The following is a 23216-nucleotide window of genomic DNA, read 5'->3' as shown; positions in this document are numbered from 1 at the left end:
TCGTGCGGCTGAATTTGGATAATTGCTAGTATTACGCAATCGGCCTCAAATGGCGAGAGCCCGGCAATATGGAGTGATTATGCAATCGATGGAACAGGATCCCTATCTCTGGCTGGAGGAGGTCGCCTCCGAGCCCGCCCTCGGCTGGGTCGGCGAACGCAATGCCGGCACCGAAGCCGAACTGACGGCGGCGCCCGGCTATGCGGCCCTGCGCACGCGCCTGAAGGCCATCCTCGACTCGAAGGACCGGATTCCCTACGTCGGCCTGCATGGCGGGCATTATTACAATTTCTGGCGCGACGCCGGCCACGAACGCGGCCTCTGGCGCCGCACCTCGTTCGAGGAATACCGCAAGCCGGAGCCCCAATGGGAGACCGTGCTCGACCTCGACAAGCTTGCCCGCGACGAGGACGAGAACTGGGTCTGGGCCGGTGCCTCCTTCCTAAAGCCCCACGGCAGCCGCTGCCTGGTCTCGCTGTCGCGCGGCGGCGGCGATGCCCACGTGGTGCGCGAATTCGACCTGGACGCGCCGGCCTTCGTGCCGGACGGCTTCAGCCTGCCCGAGGCCAAGGGCAGCGCCGCCTGGATCGACCGCGACACCCTGTTCGTGGCCACCGATTTCGGCCCCGGCTCGATGACCAGTTCCGGCTATCCCCGCGTGGTCAAGGAATGGCGGCGCGGCACCCCGCTGGCGGATGCCCGCCTGGTCTACGAAGCGCAGGAAGACGATCTGTCGGCCTCGGCCTGGTTCGACTACACGCCCGGCCACGAGCGCCAGTTCGTGCAGCGCCAGATCGGCTTCTACAGCAGCGAGCTGTTCGTGCGCGACGCCGTTACCGGCGTGCTGACCAGGGTCGAGAAGCCGGAGGACGCCGATGCCTTCACGGTGCGCGACCAGCTACTGGTCCAGCTCCGCTCGGATTGGCGGATCGGCGCGACAACGTGGCCGCAGGGCGCCCTGCTGGCGATCGGCTTCGCCGCCTTCCTGGCCGGCGCGCGCGAGTTCGACGCCCTGTTCCTGCCCACCGAGACGACGTCGCTGGACGGCATCGCCGTGACCCGCGACGCGATCCTGCTGACGGTACTTGACAAGGTCAAGAACCGCATCGTCGAACTGCGCCATGCGGACGGCGCCTGGCAGCGGCGCGAAGTCGCCGCGCCGGGGATGGGCGCGCTGGGCGTGTCCGGCGTCGACGAACTCGAATCGAACGACTACTTCCTGACCGTGACCGACTTCCTGACCCCGAGCTCGCTCTACCTGGGGCATGCCGGCAGCGACGAGCGCGAGCTGCTGAAGTCGATGCCGGCCTTCTTCGACGCCAGTCCCTACACGATCGGCCAGTTCGAAGCGGTGTCGCTGGACGGCACCCGCATCCCCTACTTCACGGTGATGCGCGCGGACACCCGCATGGACGGCGCCAATCCCACCCTGCTGTACGGCTACGGCGGCTTCGAAGTCTCGCTCACGCCCTTCTACAGCGGCGTCACCGGCGCGGGTTGGCTGGACCGCGGGCTGGCGCGCGGCGGCGTCTACGTGCTGGCCAACATCCGCGGCGGCGGCGAATTCGGCCCCCGCTGGCACCAGGCCGCGCTCAAGCACCAGCGCCAGAAAGCCTTCGACGACTTCCTGGCGGTGGCCGAAGATCTCATCGCGCGCAAGCTCACCAGCCCCGATCACCTCGGCATCATGGGCGGCAGCAATGGCGGCCTGCTGGTGGGCGCCGCGCTGACCCAGCGTCCGGAACTGTTCGGCGCGGTGGTCTGCCAGGTGCCGCTGCTGGACATGCGCCGCTACCACCAGTTGCTGGCCGGCGCATCCTGGATGGGCGAATACGGCGATCCGGACCAGCCCGAGGAATGGGCCTATATCGGCAAGTACTCGCCTTACCACCAGGTGTCGCCGCAGCGGCGCTATCCGCGCGTGCTGTTCACGACCTCGACCCGCGACGACCGTGTGCATCCGGGCCATGCGCGCAAGATGGCGGCCCTGATGGGGGAACAGGGCCACAACGTGCTGTACTGGGAAAACACCGAGGGCGGCCATGCCGGCGCGGCGAATAACGAGCAGACCGCCACGATGTGGGCCTTGACCTATACTTTCCTGTGGGAAGAATTGACCCGAAAATCAAGCCCGAAATCAGCAAACTTGCGCTAGCTCAATTAGCGATACAACACTTCCCCCCTCTCTAGGGGGGAGTTCCTGTCGGAACTATCAATATTGCTAGGTCGCCGGATGAATGATGCATGGAATACTTGTCTTCCACACATCTTTACAACCTTTTTCAAGGAGGAGCGGCGATGGCTAATGATTTCGTTACCGAAGCAAGCCTGCGGGAGCCCGAGGCTAATGCGGCAAAATTCCAAGCAGCGCTGGCTCCGACAGTCAGCGAGCTGAAGAAATACCGGATCAGCAAACGGGAAAGTCAGGAAAAATTCTGGGGACGCTTCGGCGTGACGCAATCGAGCGGCAGCCGGTTCGAAACCGGTCTCACGATTCCGGCACCGGTTGCCCTGCTGTTGAAGCTCTATGTGAACGGCAAACTCAACGATGGTGATCTTCTGGGCTGATCAAGCCCAGCGAGATCGCTCGCACCACCGCCTGCTGCCGGGTGTTGACGTTGAATTTCTGGCGAATATTGCCCATATGGAAATTCACCGTCGCCTCGGAGCAGCCGGTAATCTTTGAAATCTCCCACGAAGACTTTCCCGCCATCACCCAGTTCAGCACTTCGAGTTCGCGCGGCGTGAGCCGTGGCGCAGCTTCGTGCGTGACTGGCGGACAGAAGCGTACTCCGGAAGCGAACACATGGTCACGCACCAGGGCCAGTTCCGGCAGCAAGGGCGTCACCGTCTCCGCAAACCCATTTTCCGGCTTCGGATCGCAGGCAAAACTGAGCAGCCCGAATTCGCCGTTCGGCCCGTGGATCGGAAAGGCCACACCGGCCCGGATGCCATGGTTGCAGCCGTCTTCATACATGGCGCGCTGGGCGGGACTGCGGAAAGTATCGGCTTGCCACACCAGCGGCAGGGTGCTCGCCAGGCAATGGCTGACCAGCGGGTCGACGTAGGCAAGGCGCTCGGCCTCGTAACGTTCCCGCCATTGGCGCGGATAATTCGTCTGGAAGAAAGCGTGTTCGAGGCGCGCATGGCGCGAGCCCGACATCGCAAACAGCACTTTCTCGAAACCGTAGTGCCGGCCCAGGGAAAACAGCGCCTCTCCCCAGCTCGACGCCGTGTCGCTATGCATCAGCTCGCCAAGTTCGACGCTCATCATGGTAACTCCGCGCTGTATTGATGGTGTAACAACCGTATGCTAGATGACTTGTAACTAAAAAGCACGAAGAATTATTCTTTTAGTCATCTTTTTCCCAGCCACCACCGCACAAAGCTTGTCGTTTTGATACAACAACCAGCTTGCCGGTCCCGGCAATCGTGCGCCCCTCACCGTTGAAATTGGATAAGCTCGCGCGAATTGTCCATGCAAAATTGCAAAAATGCAAGTTTATGGCAGCCCTTGACAGTGTCGTCATTACTGCTTGACTTGATAAAACACAAGCGTATCTTTACAAGTTTCTGAGATTTAACAAAAAGTGTCCGCCCTACCCTTCTCACCTTCGAGGAATTCTGGTCAATGAATAACATGACTGACATGGCTGAACAGCTAGATGTCAAGCTGCTGCTATCCACGTTGATGGCGCTCAAAAAAGGCGACTTCTCCGTGCGCATGCCTTCCGACTGGACCGGCGTGTCCGGCAAGATCGCCGACACCCTGAACGACATCATCGAGACCAAGCAGAAGATGGTCGAGACGGTGACGGAGGTCTCGCGCGTCGTGGGCCGCGAAGGCCACCTGACCCAGCGCGCCGACGTGCCGGGCGTGGTCGGCGGCTGGTCAACCATCATCAGCTCGGTCAACACCCTGATCGACGACCTGGTGCGTCCGACCACCGAGATGGCGCGCGTCATCGGCGCGGTGGCGAAAGGCGACCTGTCGCAGACCATGGCCCTCGAGGTCGATGGCCACCCGCTGAAGGGCCAGTACCTGCGCGCGGCGACCACCGCGAACACCATGGTGGAACAGCTCTCCTCCTTCTCCTCCGAGGTGACCCGGGTGGCGCGAGAAGTGGGTACCGAGGGCAAGCTCGGCGGCCAGGCCTATGTGCCGGGTGTCGCCGGTACCTGGAAGGACCTGACCGACTCGGTGAACTCGATGGCGGGTAACCTGACCTCGCAGGTGCGTAACATCGCCGAGGTGACCACCGCGGTGGCGAACGGCGACCTGTCGAAGAAGATCACGGTGGACGTGCGCGGCGAGATCCTGCAGCTGAAGGACACCATCAACGTGATGGTGGACCAGCTGCGTTCCTTCGCGTCCGAGGTGACGCGGGTGGCGCGCGAAGTGGGTACGGAAGGCAAGCTGGGCGGCCAGGCTTACGTGCCTGGCGTCGGCGGCACCTGGAAGGACCTGACCGACAACGTGAACTTCATGGCGTCGAACCTGACCGGCCAGGTGCGTAACATCGCGGCGGTGACGACCGCGGTGGCGAACGGCGACCTGTCCAAGAAGATCACGGTGGACGTGAAGGGCGAGATCCTGGAACTGAAAAACACCATCAACGTGATGGTGGACCAACTGTCCTCCTTCGCCTCCGAGGTGACCCGGGTGGCGCGCGAGGTCGGTACCGAGGGCAAGCTGGGCGGCCAGGCGCAGGTGAAGGGCGTGGCGGGTACCTGGAAGGACTTGACCGACTCCGTGAACTCGATGGCGGGCAACCTGACCGGCCAGGTGCGTAACATCGCGGACGTGACCACCGCGGTGGCGAACGGCGACCTGTCCAAGAAGATCACGGTGGACGTGAAAGGCGAGATCCTGGAACTGAAGAACACCATCAACGTGATGGTGGACCAGCTGAATTCCTTCGCCTCCGAGGTGACCCGCGTGGCGCGCGAGGTGGGTACCGAGGGCCGCCTGGGCGGCCAGGCGAACGTGCCTGGCGTCGCCGGCACCTGGAAGGACCTGACCGACGGCGTGAACTCGATGGCCGGCAACCTGACCGGCCAGGTGCGTAACATCGCGGACGTGACCACCGCGGTGGCGAACGGCGACCTGTCGAAGAAGATCACGGTGGACGTGAAGGGCGAGATCCTGGAACTGAAGAACACCATCAACGTGATGGTGGACCAGCTGTCCTCCTTCGCCTCCGAGGTGACGCGGGTGGCGCGCGAAGTGGGTACGGAAGGCAAGCTGGGCGGCCAGGCTTACGTGCCTGGCGTCGGCGGCACCTGGAAGGACCTGACCGACAACGTGAACTTCATGGCGTCGAACCTGACGGGCCAGGTGCGTAACATCGCGGCGGTGACCACCGCGGTGGCGCGCGGCGACCTGTCGAAGAAGATCACGGTGGACGTGAAGGGCGAGATCCTGGAGCTGAAAGACACCATCAACGTGATGGTGGACCAGCTGTCCTCCTTCGCCTCCGAAGTGACCCGGGTGGCGCGCGAGGTGGGTACCGAGGGCAAGCTCGGCGGCCAGGCGAACGTGTCCGGCGTGGCCGGTACCTGGAAGGACCTGACCGAGAACGTGAACCAGCTGGCGGCGAACCTGACCAACCAGATGCGTGCGATCGGCGAGGTGGCGACGGCGGTGACCCGCGGCGACCTTTCGCGTTCGATTACCGTGGAAGCGCGCGGCGAGATGTCCTACCTGAAGGACAACATCAACGAGATGATCCGCAACCTGAAGGAAACCACGCAGAAGAACGCGCAGCAGGACTGGCTGAAGACCAACCTGGCGCGCTTCACCCGCCTGCTGCAGGGCCAGCGCGACCTGCAGGCCGTGACCAAGCTGATCCTGTCCGAACTGGCGCCCCTGATTACCGCCCACCACGGCGTGTTCTACATGATGGACTCGCAGGAGAGCGATGCGCGCCTGCGCCTGATCGCCTCCTACGGCTACCGTTCCAGCCGCAAGCTGCCGACCTCCTTCCTGCCGGGCGAAGGCCTGGTGGGCCAGTGCGCGCTGGAGAAGACCCGCATCTGGCTGACCGACGTCCCGCGCGACTACATCCAGGTCTCGTCCGGCCTGGGCGCGGCGCCGCCGACCAATATCGTGGTGCTGCCTATCCTGTTCGAACAGCAGGTCAAGGCCGTCATCGAGATCGCCTCGCTGGACCGCTTCACGGAAACCCACCTGTCCTTCCTCGACCAGCTGATGGAATCGATCGGCGTGGTGCTCAACACCATCGAGGCGAACAGCCGTACCGAATCGCTGCTGACCCAGTCGCAGTCGCTGGCGCAGGAACTGCAGCAGACCAACCAGGAGCTGGCGGAGAAGGCGCGCCTGCTGTCCGAGCAGAACATCGAGGTGGAACGCAAGAACCGCGAGGTGGAACAGGCCAAGCTGGCGCTCGAGGAAAAGGCGACCCAGCTGGCGCTGTCCTCGAAGTACAAGTCCGAGTTCCTGGCGAATATGTCGCACGAATTGCGTACGCCACTGAACTCGCTGCTGATCCTGGCGCAGCAGCTCTCGGATAACCCCGAGGGCAACCTGTCGATGAAGCAGGTGGAATTCGCGAAGACCATCCACGGCTCCGGCTCCGACCTGCTGACCCTGATTAACGACATCCTCGACCTGTCGAAGATCGAGTCCGGCACCGTCACGCTGGACGTGTCCGAGTATCGCTTCTCGGCGCTGCGCAACTACGTCGACCGCACCTTCCGCCACATGGCCGAAGCCAAGCACCTCGGCTTCCAGGTCGACCTGGCGGACAACCTGCCGACCGCGCTGATGACGGATACGACGCGCCTGCAGCAGGTGCTCAAGAACCTGCTGTCGAACGCCTTCAAGTTCACCAGCCACGGCAACGTCGCGCTGACCATCAGCCTGGTCACGAGCGGCTGGACCGCCGACCACCCCCACCTGCTGCACGCGGACGCGGTGCTGGCCTTCTCGGTGCGCGACACCGGCGTCGGCATCCCGTCCGACAAGCTGCAGCTGATCTTCGAAGCCTTCCAGCAGGCCGACGGCTCGACCGCCCGCAAATACGGCGGCACCGGCCTGGGCCTGTCGATCTCGCGCGAACTGGCGCGCCTGCTGGGCGGCGAGATCCGCGTGGAGTCCACGGTCAACGTCGGGTCCACTTTCACCTTGTACCTGCCCTACAACCGCGCCGGCTTCATCAACTACGAGCAGACCCGCCAGCCCCAGCCGGCCCGCCTGGCGCCGCCGCAGCCCGCGCCGGCCGCGACGCCGGCGTCGCGCGCCTCGCTGGAAGCCGAGTTGGACGCCGATACGGCAGCCACCACCACCAGCATCGCCGTGCCCGATCCCGCGAACAACCTGGTCGAGTATGCGGCCATGCTGGACGACCGCGGCCTGATCGCGCCGGGCGATCCCTCGGTGCTGATCGTCGAGGATGACGAGCGCTTCGCCAAGACACTGCTCGACTTCGCCCGCGAGAAGAACTTCAAGGGCATCGTGACCCACCGCGGCGACTCCGCGCTGTCGCTGGCGCGCGACTTCCAGCCGGCCGCGATCCTGCTCGACATCGACCTGCCCGACATCGACGGCCTTACCGTACTCGAACGCCTGAAGCGCGACCCGGGCACCCGCCACATCCCGGTGCACGTGCTGTCGGCGATGCGCGAACGCGAACGCGCGCTGCGCCAGGGCGCGATCAGCTACATCAACAAGCCGGTCAGCCGCGAGACGCTGCAGGAAGAATTCACGCGCATCCAGAAGTTCCTGATGGGCGGCAAACGCTCGCTGCTGGTGGTCGAGGACGACATGGCCCAGCGCGAGGCGATCGTCTCGCTGATCGGCGATTCCGACGTCCGCATCGTCACCGCCGAAACCGGCGAGGCCGCGCTGGCGGCGCTGGCCGGCCAGCACTTTGACTGCATGGTGCTGGACCTGACCCTGCCGGACATCTCGGGCTTCGAACTGCTCGACCAGATCGGCAAGCAGCCGGCCTTGCGCGACCTGCCGATCGTGATCTACACGGCCGCGGAACTGGGCCGCAAGGAAGTCACGAAGCTCAAGCGCTACGCCAAGACCATCGTGGTCAAGGACGCCCGCTCGCCCGAGCGCCTGCTGGACGAGACCGCGCTGTTCCTGCACCGTTCGCATGCCAGCCTGCCGGACACGCAGCGCCGCATCCTCGAAGAGATCCAGGCCCTCGATTCCGGCCTGGCCGGACGCAAGGTGCTGATCGTCGACGACGACCTGCGCAACATTTTTGCCTTGTCCTCGCTGCTCGAGCGCCAGCAGATGCAGGTCTTGTTTGCCGAGAACGGCCGCGACGGCATCGAGGTGCTGGAGAAGGACCCCGGCATCGAGATCGTCCTGATGGACATCATGATGCCGGAGATGGACGGCTACGACACCATGCGGGCGATCCGCCGGATCCCGAGGTTCAAGTCGCTGCCCATCATCACCCTGACCGCGAAAGCGATGAAGGGCGACCGCGACAAGTGCATCGCCGCCGGCGCCTCGGACTACATCACCAAGCCGGTCGACGTGGCCCAGCTGCTGTCGATGATGCGGGTTTGGCTCCATTGATGGCTCCATTGATGGCTGCATCGAGGGGGCTGGCATGAATGCGTGGACCGGCCTCGCCGCCGGCCTCGCGGTCGAGGAGCTGGAAACGGAGCTGCTGCTGGAAGCGATCTTCCAGCGCTTCGGCTACGACTTCCGCGCCTACGACCGCGCCGCCGTGCGGCAAAAATTGAGCCAGGCGGTGCACGCCAGCGGCGCCGCCACCCTGTCCGGGCTGCAGGAGAAGGCATTGCACGATGCGGGCGCGGCATCGAAGCTGCTGCGTGCGCTGTCGCCGCCACCGGCGCCGCTGTTCGACTGCGTCGGCCATGCGGCCAGGCTGCGCGGGGTGCTGGCGCCGTCGCTGCGCGGCTGGCCGGTGCCGCGGGTCTGGCTGGCCGAGTGCGCCGGCGTGGGCGAAGCCTGGACCCTGGCGGTCGTGCTGGCCGAGGAAGGCGTGCTGGGCAAGCTGGACATCCACGCCACCCTCGCCAACGAGGAGCTGCTCGCGGACATGCAGGATGCCTGCCTGCCGCTGGCCGCGCTGGAGGAAGCGCGCGGACGCCACGAAGAAAGTGGCGGGCGCGGCGACCTGCTGTCCTGGTTCGAGATCGAGATTGGTGCGAACGGCGAACGGCGCGCACGGCTGCGCGCCGACCTGCGCCGCCGCGTCACCTGGTCGCAGTACAGCCTGGTGACCGACGCCTCCTTCAACGAGTTCCAGGCCATCCTGTGCTGCCACACGCTGGCCGATTTCGGTCCGGTGCTGCGCCAGCGCGTGCTGCGCCTGTTCCACGACAGCCTCGCGCGTTTCGGCGTGCTGTGCCTGGACCAGCAGATGTCGGTGGCGGATGCGTATGCGGGGACCTACCAGGCGATCGAGGGCGACCGGCCCTGGTACAAAAGGGTGGGTTGACGACAGAAATCATTGCAGTGCAATGCGGGAGGCGATATGGACGCGCGGCGCTTCGACAGTCTGGTCCGTTCGATCTCCGAAGGCGTGCTGGCGCCGGATGGCTGGCAGCCGGTGCTGGCCGCACTGCCGCTGGAACTCGGCTGCGAGCAGTCGGCCTGCCTGGTGCATGACCGCGGCAGCCAGCAGACCCTGATCGCCGAAGTCGCCCAGCTCGACCTCGACTTCGTGCGCCAGTACGAGACCCGCTACGTCGCCCTCGATCCGGTCCGTCCGGTCGCCGACGCGATGCCGGAAGGCGAATGGTTCATCGACGAACGCGAACTCGGCGCCAGCACCAAGCGGCACAGCGAGTTCTACCAGGATTTCCTGCGGCCCTACGGCCTCGGCGCCATCATCTGCACACCCCTCATCAATGCCGGCCCGACGCTGGCCGGTCTGGCCTTCCAGTCGCACCTGAGCGACCGCGAGCCGGGCACCGCCAAGGCACGCCGCCTGCAGCCACTGATCCCGCATCTGCGCTGCGCCGCCAGGCTGCGGGCCCGCTTCAGCGAGCTGGCCCGCCACGGCGACCTCGGCTTACTGCGCGAACTGTATGGTCTAAGCAAGGCCGAAGTCAGGCTGGTGCTGGCCTGGTCTGCCGGCGGCAGCCTGGTGGACGCCGCCGCCTGCCTCGACATCAGTCCGGAAACGGCGCGCACCCAGCTCAAGTCGGTGTTCCGCAAGACTGGCTGCGCCAGCCAGACCGCGCTGACGCGGCTGGTGTCGAGCCTTGACCTGCTTGCATGAGCCCTTTCACCCGATCGGGTGATGAAATCGGCCGTGGCAGCCTCTAGACTGCCTGCATACCGGTCTTTTTCCACGAAGGGAGGACACATCATGAGGACCACGCCACGGGCAGTGCTTGCGCTGCTGGCCATCGCTACGCTCGGCAGCGCTGTGGCCGCGCCGCCGGCGAAGGACATCGTCGCCACCAAGGACGCCCCGGCCGCGGTCGGGCGGTATTCGCAGGCGGTCAGGACCGGCAACCTGGTGTTCCTGGCGGGCCAGCTGCCGATCGATCCGAAGACCAACCAGGCACGCACCGGGCCAATCGAGGAACAGGCCGCCCAGGTGCTCGACAACCTGAAGGCGGTACTGGCGGCGGACGGCATGTCGATGGACAACGTGGTCTCGACCACGGTGTACGTGAAGAACCTGGACGACTTCCCCAAGCTGAACGCGGTCTACGGCAAGTACTTCACCGACAAACCGCCGGCCCGCGCCACCGTCCAGGTCGACCGCCTGCCGAAGGACGTGGCGGTCGAGATCTCGGCGATCGCGGTAAGGTAGAGTCACACCACCTGCGCGCTCGGCCGCTCCGCGATGCGGTCGCGCCATGCCTGCAGGTGACCGAAACCCTCCTCGCCCGGCCTGAACTTCATCAGTCCGCGCGCGAACTCCAGCGCGCAGAAGGTGGTGATGTCGGCGATCGTGAAGCGCCCGCCCGCCACGTATTTCTGCTGCGCCAGCACGCCGTCCAGCCAGCGCGCGGTGTCGCGCACCTTGCGGCCCTGGGACGCGCCGAACTCGGCGAACTGCGGCTGCTCCAGCGGCGCCAGGCCAGGGTGCGTGTGGCGGATGCAGTTGGCCACCTTCAGGAACAGCTGCAGCTCGGCGCGGCGGTCCGCCATCTCGATGAAGGCGCGTTCCTCGAAGCCCTCGCCCATCAGGTTGGGCTGCGGGTAAAGTCCTTCCAGGTAAGTGCAGATGGCGCGGGTCTCGGCCAGCCGGCGGCCATCAATCAGCTCCAGCACCGGGACCTGGGCCATCGGATTCAGCCCCGTAAATACAGAATCCCTGTGCTCGCCCTTGAACAGGTCGACCGGCACCAGCTCGATGCCGGTGATGCCTTTCTCGGCGATGAACATGAGGACGCGGCGCGGATTCGGGGTGCGGTGGCTGGTGTACAACTTCATGTGTCTCCTCCGGTTTTATGCTTGTAAGGACGATCATAGCGCATCACGAACGCCGATTGACAGGCATGCATCTTGAACGTAGATTCGCTGACTGGTCCCCTTCCACACAGGATTTTCCATGCATCGCAGCCTGATCTCCGCCGCCGTCGCACTCGCCTTCGCCGCCCTCCCCTTCCAGCATGCCGCCGCCGCGCCGAAAGCGGCCGCGGTCCAGGAAGCGACCACCCAGCTGCCGCGCGGCGTGATCCCCAGCCACTACGAGATCGCGCTGACGCCGGACGCCGCCGGCGGACGCTTCACGGCCAATGCCGGCATCACCGTCAATATCACGAAGGCGACCGACAGCATCACCCTGAACGCCGCCGACCTCAGTTTCAACAGCGTGAGCCTGGTCCCGGCCGCCGGCGGCAGCGCGCAGGCGGCCAGGGTCAAGGTCGACGCCGGCGCCCAGACCGCCACCTTCAGCTTCGAACGTCCGCTGGCGCCCGGCCTGTACAAGCTGAGCCTCGACTACAGCGGCGTGATCGGCACCCAGGCCGTGGGCCTGTTCTCGCTGGATTACCCGGGGCTTGAGGGCAAGCAGCAGCGCGCCATCTATACCCAGTTCGAGAACTCGGACGCGCGCCGCATGATCCCGTCCTGGGACGAGCCGGCCTACAAGGCGACGTTCTCGCTGGAGGCGACCATCCCGGCCGGCCAGATGGCGGTCAGTAATATGCCGCCGTCGAGCGTCACCAGACTGCCGGACGGCCGCCAGCGCGTGGTGTTCGCGAAGACGCCGAAGATGTCGACCTATCTGCTGTTCTTCGGCGCCGGCGACTTCGAGCGCGCCACCACCAAAGTAGAGGGCACCGAGCTGGGCGTCGTCACCCGCCGCGGCGCCATCGACCAGGCCAGGTTCGCGCTGGACTCCTCGAAGGACATCCTGCGCGAGTACAACGATTACTTCGGCGTGCGCTATCCGCTGCCCAAGCTCGACAACATCGCCGGCCCCGGCCGCAGCCAGTTCTTCGGCGCGATGGAAAACTGGGGCGCGATCTTCACCTTCGAATACGCGCTGCTCTTCGATCCGGCCAGCTCGACCCAGCACGACCGCCAGGAGATCTTCGCCACCGCGGCCCACGAGATGGCGCACCAGTGGTTCGGCGACCTGGTCACGATGCGCTGGTGGGACGACCTGTGGCTCAACGAAGGCTTCGCCTCGTGGATGGAAAGCCGCATGACCCAGCGCCTGCACCCGGAATGGAATACCCACCTGGGCGCGGTCGGCAGCCGCGACGGCGCCATGCAGCGCGACTCGGTCGCCACCACCCACCCGGTGGTGCAGCACATCGAGACCGTCGAGCAGGCCAACCAGGCCTTCGACGAGATCACCTACCAGAAGGGCGAGGCGGTGATCCGCATGCTGGAAGCCTATGTGGGCGAGAACGCCTGGCGCAACGGCGTGCGCAGCTACATGAAGGCCCATGCCTACGGCAATACCGTGTCCGACGACCTGTGGAAGCAGATCGAGAAGGCCGCCGGCAAGCCGGTGACGGCGATCGCCCACGACTTCACGCTGCAGCCGGGGGTGCCGCTGATCCGCGTCGGCGAACCGGTGTGCCGCAACGGCAGCACGAGTGTTCCGCTGGTCCAGGGCGAGTTTTCGCGCGACCTGCCGGAGAAGAAGCCGCTGGCCTGGCGCGTGCCGGTGATCGCGCAAGTCGCGGGAAATTCGAAACAGGCGACCGCCCTTGTCTCGGGCGGCAAGGCTACGGTCACCCTGCCGGGCTGCGGCGCGGTGATCGTCAACGCCGGCCAGAGCGGCTACTACCGCACCCTGTACGCGCCGAAGGAATTCGCCCAGCTGGCACAAGCCTTCGCCGGCCTGGCGCCGATCGACCAGCTCGGCCTGCTGTCGGACAGCTCGGCGCTGGGCCTGGCCGGCCTGCAGCCGGCATCGAGCGCGCTGGAGCTGGTCAAGGCCACGCCGGTGAGCGCCGATCCGCAGGTCTGGAGCCGCATCGCCCGCCTGTTCGATGGCCTGCACTGGCGCTATCAGGGAGACCGGGAACGCCAGCACCGCCTGGACGCCTTCGCCATCGCCCGCCTGGCGCCGGTGATGGCGCAGACCGGTTGGGAAGCGCGCAACGGCGAAGCCGCCGCGGTGGCCAACCTGCGCGAGACCCTGATCGACTCCCTGAGCGAACTGGGCGACACCACCGTGATCGCCGAAGCGCGCCGCCGCTACGCCGCCATGGACAAGGATCCGTCCGCGGTGCCGGGCCCGCTGCGCAAGACCGTGCTGGCGGTGGTCGCCCAGCATGCCGACGCCGCGACCTGGGATGCGCTGCGCGCCCGCGCCCGCGCCGAGACCACGCCGCTGCTGCGCGACCACCTGTACGTGCTGCTCGCTGCCGCCAAGGACAAGGCCCTGGCCCAGCGCGCCCTGCAGCTTGCGCTGACCGACGAACCCGGCCTGACCAACAGCGCCGCGATGATCTCGGCGGTGGCCCAGAACTTCCCGGACATGGCGGTCGACTTCGCGCTGGCGAACGTGGACAAGATCAACCAGCGCGTCGACGCCAGTTCGCGCAGCCGTTATTTCGCGCGCCTGGGCAGCGTGTCGGCAAATCCGGCGATGATCGACAAGTTGAAGTCCTATGCCCAGGCCAACCTGGCGCCGAGTTCGCGCGGCGATGTCGATGCGGCGATTGCGGCAATTCAGGATCGGATCAAGACGAATGCGGCGCGCTTGCCGGAGATTGATGCCTGGCTGGCCAGGAATGGCGGTTGAGAGCTTGGCTTGGGAGCTTGGCGGGAACGATGTTTTACTGCGCGTAGCTAACGGGCGCACGCTCGTCTATTCATGCACGCGCTACGCGGCCGGCAGCGGCAGGCCGCGGCGCGCCGCCAGCCATATCTCCAGGCGGCGCTCCGTGCCTGGCGGGATGTGCAGGCCCAGCTTGGTGCGGCGCCACAGGATGTCGTCCGCGGTCTGCGCCCATTCCTGCTTCACCAGCCAGTCCGCCTCCACTTCGAACAGTCCCGGCACGATTTCCTCGCCGAGATCCGCGCGGCTGCGGCGATGCCCCAGCATGGCGCCGAGCCGGGTGCCGTAGGCGCGCGCATAGCGGGCCACCAGCGCCGGCGCCAGGCCGGCGTACTGCTGCTGGCGGGTGCGGGTCCAGGCTTCGAACTCGAGCACCGAACGCGCGCTGGGCTGGCGTCCAAACAGGTCGCCGCCCGGCAGGCAGGCCTTGTCGGTCCAGCCGGGTACCCGGCGGCCCAGCGCCGGCGCGATCCAGTCCACCGCCTGTTCGGCCAGCTTGCGGAAGGTGGTGACCTTGCCGCCGAAGACGGACAGCAGCGGCGCGCCGTCCAGATTCGTCTCCAGCCTGTAGTCGCGGCTGGCGCTCGAAGCGGTGGCCCCCTCTTCGCCGATCAGCGGCCGCACGCCGGCGTACGTCCACACCACATCGTTCGGCGCGACCGGCTGCGCGAAGGCGCGGTTCACGGCCGCGCACAGGTAATCGATCTCGGCGGCGTCAATGGCGACGCGGTCGAGGTCGCCCTGGTAGTCGATGTCGGTGGTGCCGACGAGGGTGAACCGGCCCTCGTAGGGAATGGCGAACACGATCCGGCCGTCCGGCTGCTGCAGGATGTAGGCGCTGTCGTGCTCGAACAGGCGCGGCAGCACGATGTGGCTGCCCTTCACCAGGCGCAGCGGGCGCGCGGCGCCGGGCTTGCCGGTGGCCGTGCCGAGGAAGCCGGCGGCCCAGGGGCCGGCCGCGTTCACCAGGCAGCGCGCATGCACGCGCAGCTCGCCGTCCGGTCCCTGCAGGGTAGCGATCCAGCGCTGCGGCTCGCGCGCCAGGCCCGTGCAGCGGGTGCGGGTCAGGACATTGGCGCCGCGCTCGCGCGCATCGACGGCGGCCAGCACCACCAGCCGCGCATCGTCGACCCAGGCATCGGAATAGGCGAAGGCACGGGCAAAGCGCGGCTGCAGCGGCGCGCCCGCCGGATGGCCCTGCAGCGAGAGCGCCTCGGAGCCCGGCAGGAAGTCGCGCCGCGCCAGGTGGTCGTAGAGGAAGAGGCCCATGCGGATCAGCCAGGCCGGGCGCTGGCCGGACGTATGCGGCATGATGAAGCGCAGCGGATGCATGATGTGAGGGCCGCTCTTGAGCAGCACCTCGCGCTCGGCCAGGGCCTTGCGCACCAGGCCGAAGTGGTATTGCTCGAGGTAGCGCAGGCCGCCGTGGATCAGCTTGCTCGACGCCGAGGACGTATGCTGGGCCAGGTCGTCCTTCTCGCACAGCAGCACGCGCAGGCCGCGCCCGCTGGCGTCGCGCGCGATGCCGGCGCCGTTGATGCCGCCGCCCACCACCAGTACGTCGCAATCGATGCGCTTCGGATTGTTTGCCATCTGCCGCTCCCTCGCCTGGACGGCCCCGGATGGCCGCAACAGACAAGTTTAGTGCCCCTCCCGGCCCGGGTGTTCGGCCATATCAAGCCAGCGCCGCCTCCAGTACCCGCGCCACATGCAGGGCTTCGCGTTGGGCGCCGTCGAGGATCTGGTGGCGGCAGCTGGTGCCGTCGGCCACGATCAGTGTATCCGCTCCGGCCTGGCGCACGGCCGGCAGCAGCGCCAGCTCGCCCATCTTCATCGAAACCTCGTAATGGCTGGCCTCGTAGCCGAAACTGCCGGCCATGCCGCAGCAGCTGCTCTCGATCAGCTTGACCTCGAGACCGGGGATGAGCCCGAGCACGGCCTGTACCGGCTTGACGGCATCGAAGGCCTTCTGGTGGCAGTGGCCGTGCAACAGGGCCGTCGATTGTGGCAGCGCCTTCAGCTTCAGCTTCAGCCTGCCCGCCTTCGATTCGCGCGCGATGAACTCTTCGAACAGCATGGCCGCGCCGGACAGCAGCCTGGCTTCTTCGCCGAAGCCGTAAGCCAGGAACTCGTCGCGCATGGTCAGCAGGCAGGACGGCTCCAGCCCGACGACGGCGATGCCGCGCGCCACGAAGGGCAGCAGCGCATCGATGCTGCGGCGCGCTTCCTGCCTGGCCTGGTCGACCTGGCCTGCGGCCAGGTAGGTTCGCCCGCAGCACAGGGGCCGCGACTCCCCCTTCGCCCGCGCCACGTGCACGTGGTAGCCGGCGGCCTGCAGCACGCGCAGGGCGGCGCTCGCATTCTCGGACTCGAAATAGTTGTTGAAGGTGTCGGCGAACAGCACCACTTCCGCCGCCCCCGCCGGCGCCGCGGAGGGCGCGACCAGGCCCGCCATGAAGGTATCGGCGCGCCAGCGCGGCAGCGAACGCTTCGCACTGAGACCCAGCCAGTGTTCGGAAAGGCGGGCGGCGCCGGGCAGGTGGTCGCGCAGGTTCAGCAGCGGCGCGAACTTCGCCGCCCACGGCGCATAGCGCGGCAGGTTGGCCACCAGCTTGTCCTTCAGGCGCATGCCGTGGCGCTTGCGGTAGTGGTACAGGAATTCGGTCTTCATGCGCGCCATGTCGATGCCGGTCGGGCAATCGCGCTTGCAGCCCTTGCAGCTCACGCACAGGTCGAGGGTCTCGTGCAGGGTCTCGGAGCTCATGGCGTCCGGCCCGAGCTGGCCCGACACGGCGAGGCGCAGGGTGTTGGCGCGGCCGCGCGTGAGGTGCTGCTCGTCCTTCGTCACGCGGTAGCTCGGGCACATGGTGCCGCTGTCGAACTTGCGGCAGTGGCCATTGTTGTTGCACATCTCGATGGCCTTGGCGAAGCCGCCGGTCGCATCGCCACCGCTGCCGGGCGCGCCCGCCTGTTCCGTGACCGGGTCGGTCTGCACGTTCCACGCCGACCAGTCGAGCGCGGTGCGCAGCGGCTGCTCGGCATAGCCGGGCTTGAAGCGGTACAGCGAGGCGTCGTCCATTTTCGTCGCACGCACGATCTTCCCCGGGTTCATCAGGCCGTCCGGGTCGAAGGCATCCTTGATCCCGGCAAAGGCGCCCATCATGCGCTCGCCGAACTGCCAGTCGACCCATTCGCTGCGCACCAGGCCGTCGCCGTGCTCGCCCGAGAAGGCGCCCTTGTAGCGGCGCACCAGGCTTGCCGCTTCCTCGGCGATGGCGCGCATCTTGGCGCTGCCGTCGCGGCGCAGGTCGAGGATCGGGCGCACGTGCAGGGTGCCGACCGAGGCGTGGGCATACCAGGTGCCGCGCGTGCCGTGCCTGGCGAAGACTTCGGTCAGCTGGTCGGTGTACTCGGCCAGGTGCTCGAGCGGCACCGCGCAGTCTTCGATGAAGGAGACCGGCTTGCCGTCGCCCTTCAGGCTCATCATGATGTTCAGGCCGGCCTTGCGCACTTCCCACAGCGCCTTCTGCTCCTGCTCGTCCGGCATCTCGACCACCGAGCCGGGCAGCCCGAGGTCGCCCATCAGGTCCACCAGGCTCTTCAAGCCGCGCAGCTGCCCGGCCCTGTCCTCGCCGGCGAATTCCACCAGCAGGATCGCATCCGGCTTGCCGATCAGGGCCTTCTCGATGGTCGGGCGGAAGGCCGGATTGCCGCGCGCCAGTTCGATCATGGTGCGGTCGACCAGCTCCACCGCCACCGGCCCGAGCTTGACGATGTGCCGGGTGCTGTCCATCGCCTTGCTGAAGTCCGTGAAGTTGACGATGCCGAGCGCCTTCGCCTTCGGCAGCGGCGCCAGCGCCAGCGTGATCTGTCCGGTGTAGGCCAGCGTGCCTTCCGAGCCCACCAGCAGATGCGCCAGGTTGACGCTGCCGTCGCGGGTATAGGGCCGCTCCGATTGCGGATGGAAGATGTCGAGGTTGTAGCCGCCCACGCGCCGCAGCACCTTCGGGTAGCGTTCGGCGATTTCCGCATGCTCGCGGGCGGCGATCGCCTCCACCGTGTCGACCAATTGGCCGATGCGGGCGGACGCTCCGGCGCGCATCGCGTCCAGTTCGCAGAAGCGGGCCTGGCTGCCGTCCGCCAGCCAGGCGTCGATGGCCAGCACATTGTGCACCATGTTCCCGTAATACAGGCTGCGCGAGCCGCAGGAGTTGTTGCCGGCCATGCCGCCGAGGGTGCACTGGGCGGCGGTCGAGACGTCCACCGGGAACCACAGCCCGTGCGGCTTCAGCCAGGCGTTCAGGTGGTCCAGCACGATCCCGGGCTGCACCGTGACCGTCATCGCTTCCTTGTCGAAGGCGATCACCTGGTTCAGGTATTTGCTGTTGTCGAGTACCAGCGCGGCGCCGACCGTCTGCCCGCACTGGCTGGTGCCGGCCCCGCGCGGCAGCACCGGCACCCGGGCGTCGCGGGCGATGGCCAGCGCCAGCGCGACGTCGTCGGGGGTGCGCGGCACGAACACGCCGACCGGCTCGATCTGGTAGATCGAAGCGTCGGTGGCGTAGCGCCCACGCGACCCGCGGTCGAACAGTACCTCCCCTGTCGTTTCCTTGCGCAGCCGGCCGGCCAGTTCCTGGCTGTCGATGCGCGCCTGCAGGCCGGTGGAAAGCAATACTCTGGAAGGTACCGAATCGTTCATGTCATGGGGCTCCGGGTGGGGTGTCGTCGGGCGCCTGCGACGCTGCGCGCAGCACGGCGAGCACCGCGTCGCGCTTGTTGCGCAGGTGCTGCAGCAGGATCTGGCGCAGGGCCTCGCCGTCGCGCTTCTCCAGGGCTTCGAGCATGGCGCCGTGCTCCCTGACGGCGGTATCCCATTTGTCCTGGTTGAAGTTCGAGCGGAAGCGCAGGCTCTGGATGCGCGCATTGATCTGCTGGTAGGTCTCGGTCAGCACCCCATTGCGCGCCATCGCGTTGAAACAGTCGTGGATCGCGTGATTCAGCTTGTAGTAAGTGGGCAGGTCGCGCCGCGCGTGGGCCGCCATCATCTCGAAATGCAGGGCCCTGACCTCGGCGATTTCGGCGTCGGTGGCGCGGGCGCAGGCCAGCTCGCCCGACATCCCTTCCAGCGCGCCCATCACTTCGAAGGTCTGCTCGATCTCGGGTACGGACATCTGGGCGACCACGGCGCCGCGGTTGGGCTGCAGCACGATCAGGCCTTCGACCGCCAGGGTCTTGAAGGCTTCGCGCAGCGGCGTGCGCGAGACGTTCAGCTGCTCGCACAGCATGCGTTCGTTGAGGCGGGTGCCGGGGGCGAGGACGCCCTCGACGATCATGTCGCGCAGACGCGCACCGACTGCGGCGGACAGGCCGAGGCGGTCGATGCTGGCGATGATGGGTGGAGTTGCAGGATTATTCATGGTTCCAAAATTGTATACCACATACAAATTTGGATGCCAGCACATCCTGTCAATCCTGCTAGGTAACGATGGATACGAATGCAATTCGCATTGACTTCGTTTTACGTTTGAATATTGTATACAAAATGTTTTCGCCATTTTTCTCACTACGACAGGGTCCCACATGGTCAAACTGAACTCCCATCCCGCCGGCCGCCACTTCCTGCAGATCCCCGGCCCCTCCACCGTCCCCGACCGCATCCTGCGCGCGATGGACTATCCGACCATCGACCATCGCGGGCCGGAATTCCAGGCCCTCGGCAGGAAGGTGCTGGCCGACATCCGCAAGATCTTCCAGACCGAGAACCCGGTCGTGATCTATCCGGCCTCCGGCACCGGCGCCTGGGAAGCCGCGCTGGTGAACACCCTCTCGCCCGGCGACACGGTATTGATGGTCGAGACCGGCCACTTCGCCACCCTGTGGAAGAAGATGGCCGACAAGCTCGGGCTGAATGCAGAATTCCTCGGCGGCGACTGGCGCCGCGGGGCCGATGCCGCCGCCATCGAGGCGCGCCTGGCCGCCGACCCCGAGCACACCATCAAGGCGGTATGTGTGGTGCATAACGAAACCTCGACCGGCGTCACCTCCGACATCGCCGCCGTGCGCCGCGCCATCGACCGCGCCGGCCACCCGGCCCTGCTGCTGGTCGACACCATTTCCTCGCTCGGCTCGATCGACTACCGCCACGACGAATGGGGCGTGGACGTCACCGTCAGCGGCTCGCAGAAAGGCCTGATGCTGCCGCCCGGCCTGTCCTTCAACGCGGTGTCAAGCAAGGCCATCGCCGCCTCGCGCCAGGCCAGGCTGCCGAAGGCCTACTGGGGCTGGGACGAGATCCTCGAAGCCAACAAGAACGGCTTCTGGCCCTACACCCCGGCCACCAACCTGCTCTACGGCCTGTCCGAAGCCTGCGACATGCTGCTCGAGGAAGGCCTGCAGAACGTGTTCGCGCGCCACCAGCGCCATGCGGCCGCCACCCGCGCCGCGGTCGAGGCCTGGGGGATGGAGATCCTGTGCCAGAACCCGGCCGAGTACAGCGGCGTGCTGACCGCCGTCGTGATGCCGAAGGACGCCTCCGGCCAGTATGCGAATGCCGACGCCTTCCGCAAGGCGGTGCTGGAGAACTTCAACATGTCGCTGGGCCAGGGCCTGACCAGGCTGTCCGGATGGGTATTCCGGATCGGCCACCTCGGCGACTTCAACGACCTGAGCCTGATGGGCACCCTCGCCGGTGTCGAGATGGGCTTCGAGGTGGCGGGCGTCCCGCACCGCAAGGGCGGCGTACTCGCCGCCATGCAGTACCTGACGGCGACCGCCCCACAAGGGAAGCACGCCGACACCCTGGCCAAGGCCGCCTGACGAGCGCCGCGCCGGATCCAAGAAAAACCAAACAGGAGACACCACATGAAAGCAAGCCGTGCCACGACGCAGGTGCTGTTACTACTCTGCGTGATGTACCTGATTACCTATGTAGACCGCGTCAACGTCAGTACCGCCGCCGCCAGCTTCGGCAAGGAGTTCGGGCTCAGCAAGACCCAACTCGGCTTCGTGTTTTCCGCCTTCGCCTATCCCTACCTCGTCTTCCAGATCATCGGCGGCTGGCTGGGCGACAAGTTCGGCGCGCGCAAGACCCTGACCGTCTGCGCCGTGGTGTGGGCCGGCGCCACCATCCTCAGCGGCCTGGCCACCGGCCTGGTCTCCCTGTTCCTCGCCCGCATGCTGCTGGGCCTGGGCGAAGGCGCCACCTTCCCCACCGCCACCCGCGCCATGGCCAGCTGGTTCTCGGCCGAGAAGCGCGGCTTCGCCCAGGGCATCACCCACGCCTGCGCGCGCCTCGGCAACGCCCTCACCCCGCCGCTGGTGGTGGCGCTGATGGCCGCCACCAGCTGGCGCGGCTCCTTCATCATCCTCGGCTGCATCAGCCTGCTGTGGGTGATGTGGTGGGCGATCAGCTTCCGCGACAACCCGGCCGACCATCCGCGCATCACGAAGGACGAGCTGGCCTCCCTGCCCGAATACAAGCAGTTCAAGGACCGCCCGAAAGTCCCGTGGATGCCGCTGTTCCGCCGCATGTCGCCGGTGACGATCACCTACTTCTGCTACGGCTGGATCCTGTGGCTGTTCCTGAGCTGGATTCCGCAGTACTTCCTGCACAACTACCAGCTCGACCTGAAGAAGTCGGCGATCTTCTCGGCCGGCGTGTTCCTGGCCGGCGTGGTCGGCGATGCACTGGGCGGCATCGTCTCCGACCACCTGCTGAAGAAGACCGGCAACCTGAACACCGCGCGCCGCAACGTGGTCGTGATCTGCATGCTGTTGACCCTGGCCTCGCTGGTGCCGCTGATGTTCGTGCACGACCTGGTGATCTCGGCGGTCTGCCTGAGCCTCGGCTTCTTCTTCATCGAATTCACCATCGGCCCGATGTGGGCGATCCCGATGGACATCGCGCCGAAATTCTCCGGCACCGCGAGCGGCATGATGAACACCGGCTCGGCGCTGGCCGCCATCATCAGCCCGCTGTTCGGCGGCTGGCTGATCGACAAGACCGGCAACTGGGACACGCCCTTCATCTTCTCGATGGCGCTGATGATCGTCGGTTCGATCACCGCCTTCGCCATGAAGCCGGGCAAGCAGTTCGACGAAACCGCGCACGGCGCGCTGCAGCCGCAGCCGACCGTCGCCATCTGAGCCATGGCAGCCGGCCGCGCCGTCCGGGCCGGCCGGCTGCCCAGTCAAGCCGCGAAAGGAAATCCATGAACAAGGGCCGTGTACAACTGAGCGTCCGTAACGGCATCGCATCCATCCTGATCGACCGCCCGGAGGCGCGCAACGCCATGACCTGGGCCATGTACGAAGAGCTGGGCCGCATCTGCGACGAGATCGCCAAACGCGCCGACGTGCGCGTGACCACCTTCCGCGGCGCCGGCGGCGACGCCTTCGTGGCCGGCACCGACATCGAACAATTCAAGACCTTCGAAGGCGGCGACGACGGTCTCGCCTACGAACGCGTGATCGACCGGCGCATCGGCCAGATCGAGGGCCTGCCCATGCCCACCGTCGCCATCCTCGACGGCTGGACCATCGGCGGCGGCCTCGCCATCGCCGCCGCCTGCGATTTCCGCATCGCCGCCCCCACCGCGTCGTTCGGCGTGCCGATCGCGCGCACGCTCGGCAACTGCCTGTCGATGGCGAATACCGCGCGCGTGGTCGCGGCTTTCGGCGTGGCGCGCGCCAAGCGCATGCTGCTGCTGGCCGACCTGCTCCCGGCCCGGGAAGCTTACGACTGCGGCTTCCTGACCGAGATCGCCGACGCCGGTGCGCTCGACGATGCCGCCGACAAGCTGTGCGCCCGCCTCGAAAAGCTGGCGCCGGTGACCCAGCGGGTGTCGAAGGAAGCGATCCGGAGGGTGGTGGCGGAAACCGTCCCGCAGGGCGACGACCTGGTGGCCGCCTGCTACGGCAGTGCCGATTTCAAGATCGGCGTGTCCGCCTTCCTCGATAAACAGAAACCGGCCTGGTCCGGCTCCTGAACACGACATC

At 66.5% G+C, this 23216-nt stretch carries 15 protein-coding genes; 10 read left to right on the top strand and 5 right to left on the bottom strand.

Annotated elements, in window-relative coordinates; all coding sequences use genetic code 11:
- Positions 1-49: 49 nt before the first annotated feature.
- Together AC1DOP_RS01815 and AC1DOP_RS01810 are read left to right on the top strand one after the other, a co-directional pair.
- Entirely contained in the window at positions 50-2155 is a 2106-nt protein-coding gene (locus AC1DOP_RS01815) for a prolyl oligopeptidase family serine peptidase (RefSeq protein WP_477249446.1), read from the top strand.
- Between the two features lie 89 nt (positions 2156-2244).
- The gene (locus AC1DOP_RS01810; protein ID WP_441934210.1) at positions 2245-2568 is read left to right on the top strand and encodes a helix-turn-helix domain-containing protein; all 324 of its coding nucleotides are present in this window, start codon (positions 2245-2247) and stop codon (positions 2566-2568) included.
- Here AC1DOP_RS01810 and AC1DOP_RS01805 read toward each other — a convergent pair.
- Complete coding sequence (locus AC1DOP_RS01805; protein ID WP_441934208.1) at positions 2543-3274, bottom strand: helix-turn-helix transcriptional regulator; 732 nt, start codon at positions 3272-3274, stop codon at positions 2543-2545. The genes AC1DOP_RS01810 and AC1DOP_RS01805 overlap by 26 nt on opposite strands.
- 357 nt (positions 3275-3631) lie before the next feature.
- Between AC1DOP_RS01805 and AC1DOP_RS01800 the strand changes: the two genes are divergently transcribed.
- From AC1DOP_RS01800 to AC1DOP_RS01785, 4 genes are all read left to right on the top strand, one after another.
- A complete protein-coding gene (locus AC1DOP_RS01800) occupies positions 3632-8560 on the top strand; it encodes a response regulator (RefSeq protein ID WP_441934206.1) in 4929 nt (1642 codons plus the stop codon).
- A 34-nt stretch (positions 8561-8594) separates the two neighbouring features.
- On the top strand, positions 8595-9452 hold the full coding sequence (locus AC1DOP_RS01795; protein ID WP_441934204.1) for a CheR family methyltransferase: 858 nt from the start codon (positions 8595-8597) through the stop codon (positions 9450-9452).
- Between the two features lie 36 nt (positions 9453-9488).
- Positions 9489-10238: a helix-turn-helix transcriptional regulator gene (locus tag AC1DOP_RS01790; RefSeq protein WP_477249443.1), complete on the top strand. Its 750-nt coding sequence runs from the start codon at positions 9489-9491 to the stop codon at positions 10236-10238.
- A 90-nt stretch (positions 10239-10328) separates the two neighbouring features.
- Positions 10329-10781, top strand: a complete 453-nt coding sequence (locus tag AC1DOP_RS01785; protein WP_477249441.1) for a RidA family protein — start codon at positions 10329-10331, stop codon at positions 10779-10781.
- A gap of 2 nt (positions 10782-10783) precedes the next feature.
- On the opposite strand, the gene AC1DOP_RS01780 is transcribed toward AC1DOP_RS01785, so the two are convergent.
- Positions 10784-11407, bottom strand: a complete 624-nt coding sequence (locus tag AC1DOP_RS01780) for a glutathione S-transferase family protein (protein WP_477249439.1) — start codon at positions 11405-11407, stop codon at positions 10784-10786.
- Between the two features lie 118 nt (positions 11408-11525).
- Between AC1DOP_RS01780 and AC1DOP_RS01775 the strand changes: the two genes are divergently transcribed.
- Complete coding sequence (locus tag AC1DOP_RS01775; protein WP_477249437.1) at positions 11526-14183, top strand: M1 family metallopeptidase; 2658 nt, start codon at positions 11526-11528, stop codon at positions 14181-14183.
- An 81-nt stretch (positions 14184-14264) separates the two neighbouring features.
- On the opposite strand, the gene glpD is transcribed toward AC1DOP_RS01775, so the two are convergent.
- The 3 genes from glpD to AC1DOP_RS01760 all read right to left on the bottom strand — a co-directional run bounded on the left by glpD (position 14265) and on the right by AC1DOP_RS01760 (position 19636).
- Positions 14265-15812, bottom strand: coding sequence for a glycerol-3-phosphate dehydrogenase (glpD, locus tag AC1DOP_RS01770; RefSeq protein ID WP_477249435.1), 1548 nt, complete (start codon positions 15810-15812; stop codon positions 14265-14267).
- An 82-nt stretch (positions 15813-15894) separates the two neighbouring features.
- Positions 15895-18918 (bottom strand): FAD-binding and (Fe-S)-binding domain-containing protein, encoded by a 3024-nt coding sequence (locus tag AC1DOP_RS01765; RefSeq protein ID WP_477249434.1) that lies wholly within the window; start codon positions 18916-18918, stop codon positions 15895-15897.
- 1 nt (position 18919) lies between these two features.
- Entirely contained in the window at positions 18920-19636 is a 717-nt protein-coding gene (locus AC1DOP_RS01760) for a GntR family transcriptional regulator (RefSeq protein WP_441934191.1), read from the bottom strand.
- A 163-nt stretch (positions 19637-19799) separates the two neighbouring features.
- Here AC1DOP_RS01760 and AC1DOP_RS01755 point away from each other — a divergent pair, with 163 nt between their 5' ends.
- From AC1DOP_RS01755 to AC1DOP_RS01745, 3 genes are all read left to right on the top strand, one after another.
- Positions 19800-21035: a pyridoxal-phosphate-dependent aminotransferase family protein gene (locus AC1DOP_RS01755; RefSeq protein WP_441934189.1), complete on the top strand. Its 1236-nt coding sequence runs from the start codon at positions 19800-19802 to the stop codon at positions 21033-21035.
- A 45-nt stretch (positions 21036-21080) separates the two neighbouring features.
- Positions 21081-22364: an MFS transporter gene (locus tag AC1DOP_RS01750; RefSeq protein WP_441934188.1), complete on the top strand. Its 1284-nt coding sequence runs from the start codon at positions 21081-21083 to the stop codon at positions 22362-22364.
- A 65-nt stretch (positions 22365-22429) separates the two neighbouring features.
- Positions 22430-23206 (top strand): enoyl-CoA hydratase/isomerase family protein, encoded by a 777-nt coding sequence (locus AC1DOP_RS01745; protein ID WP_477249430.1) that lies wholly within the window; start codon positions 22430-22432, stop codon positions 23204-23206.
- Positions 23207-23216 lie beyond the last annotated feature (10 nt).

It is taken from the genome of Massilia sp. 01N410 (assembly GCF_056399665.1).
This window is presented reverse-complemented; position numbering and strand designations above follow the sequence as displayed.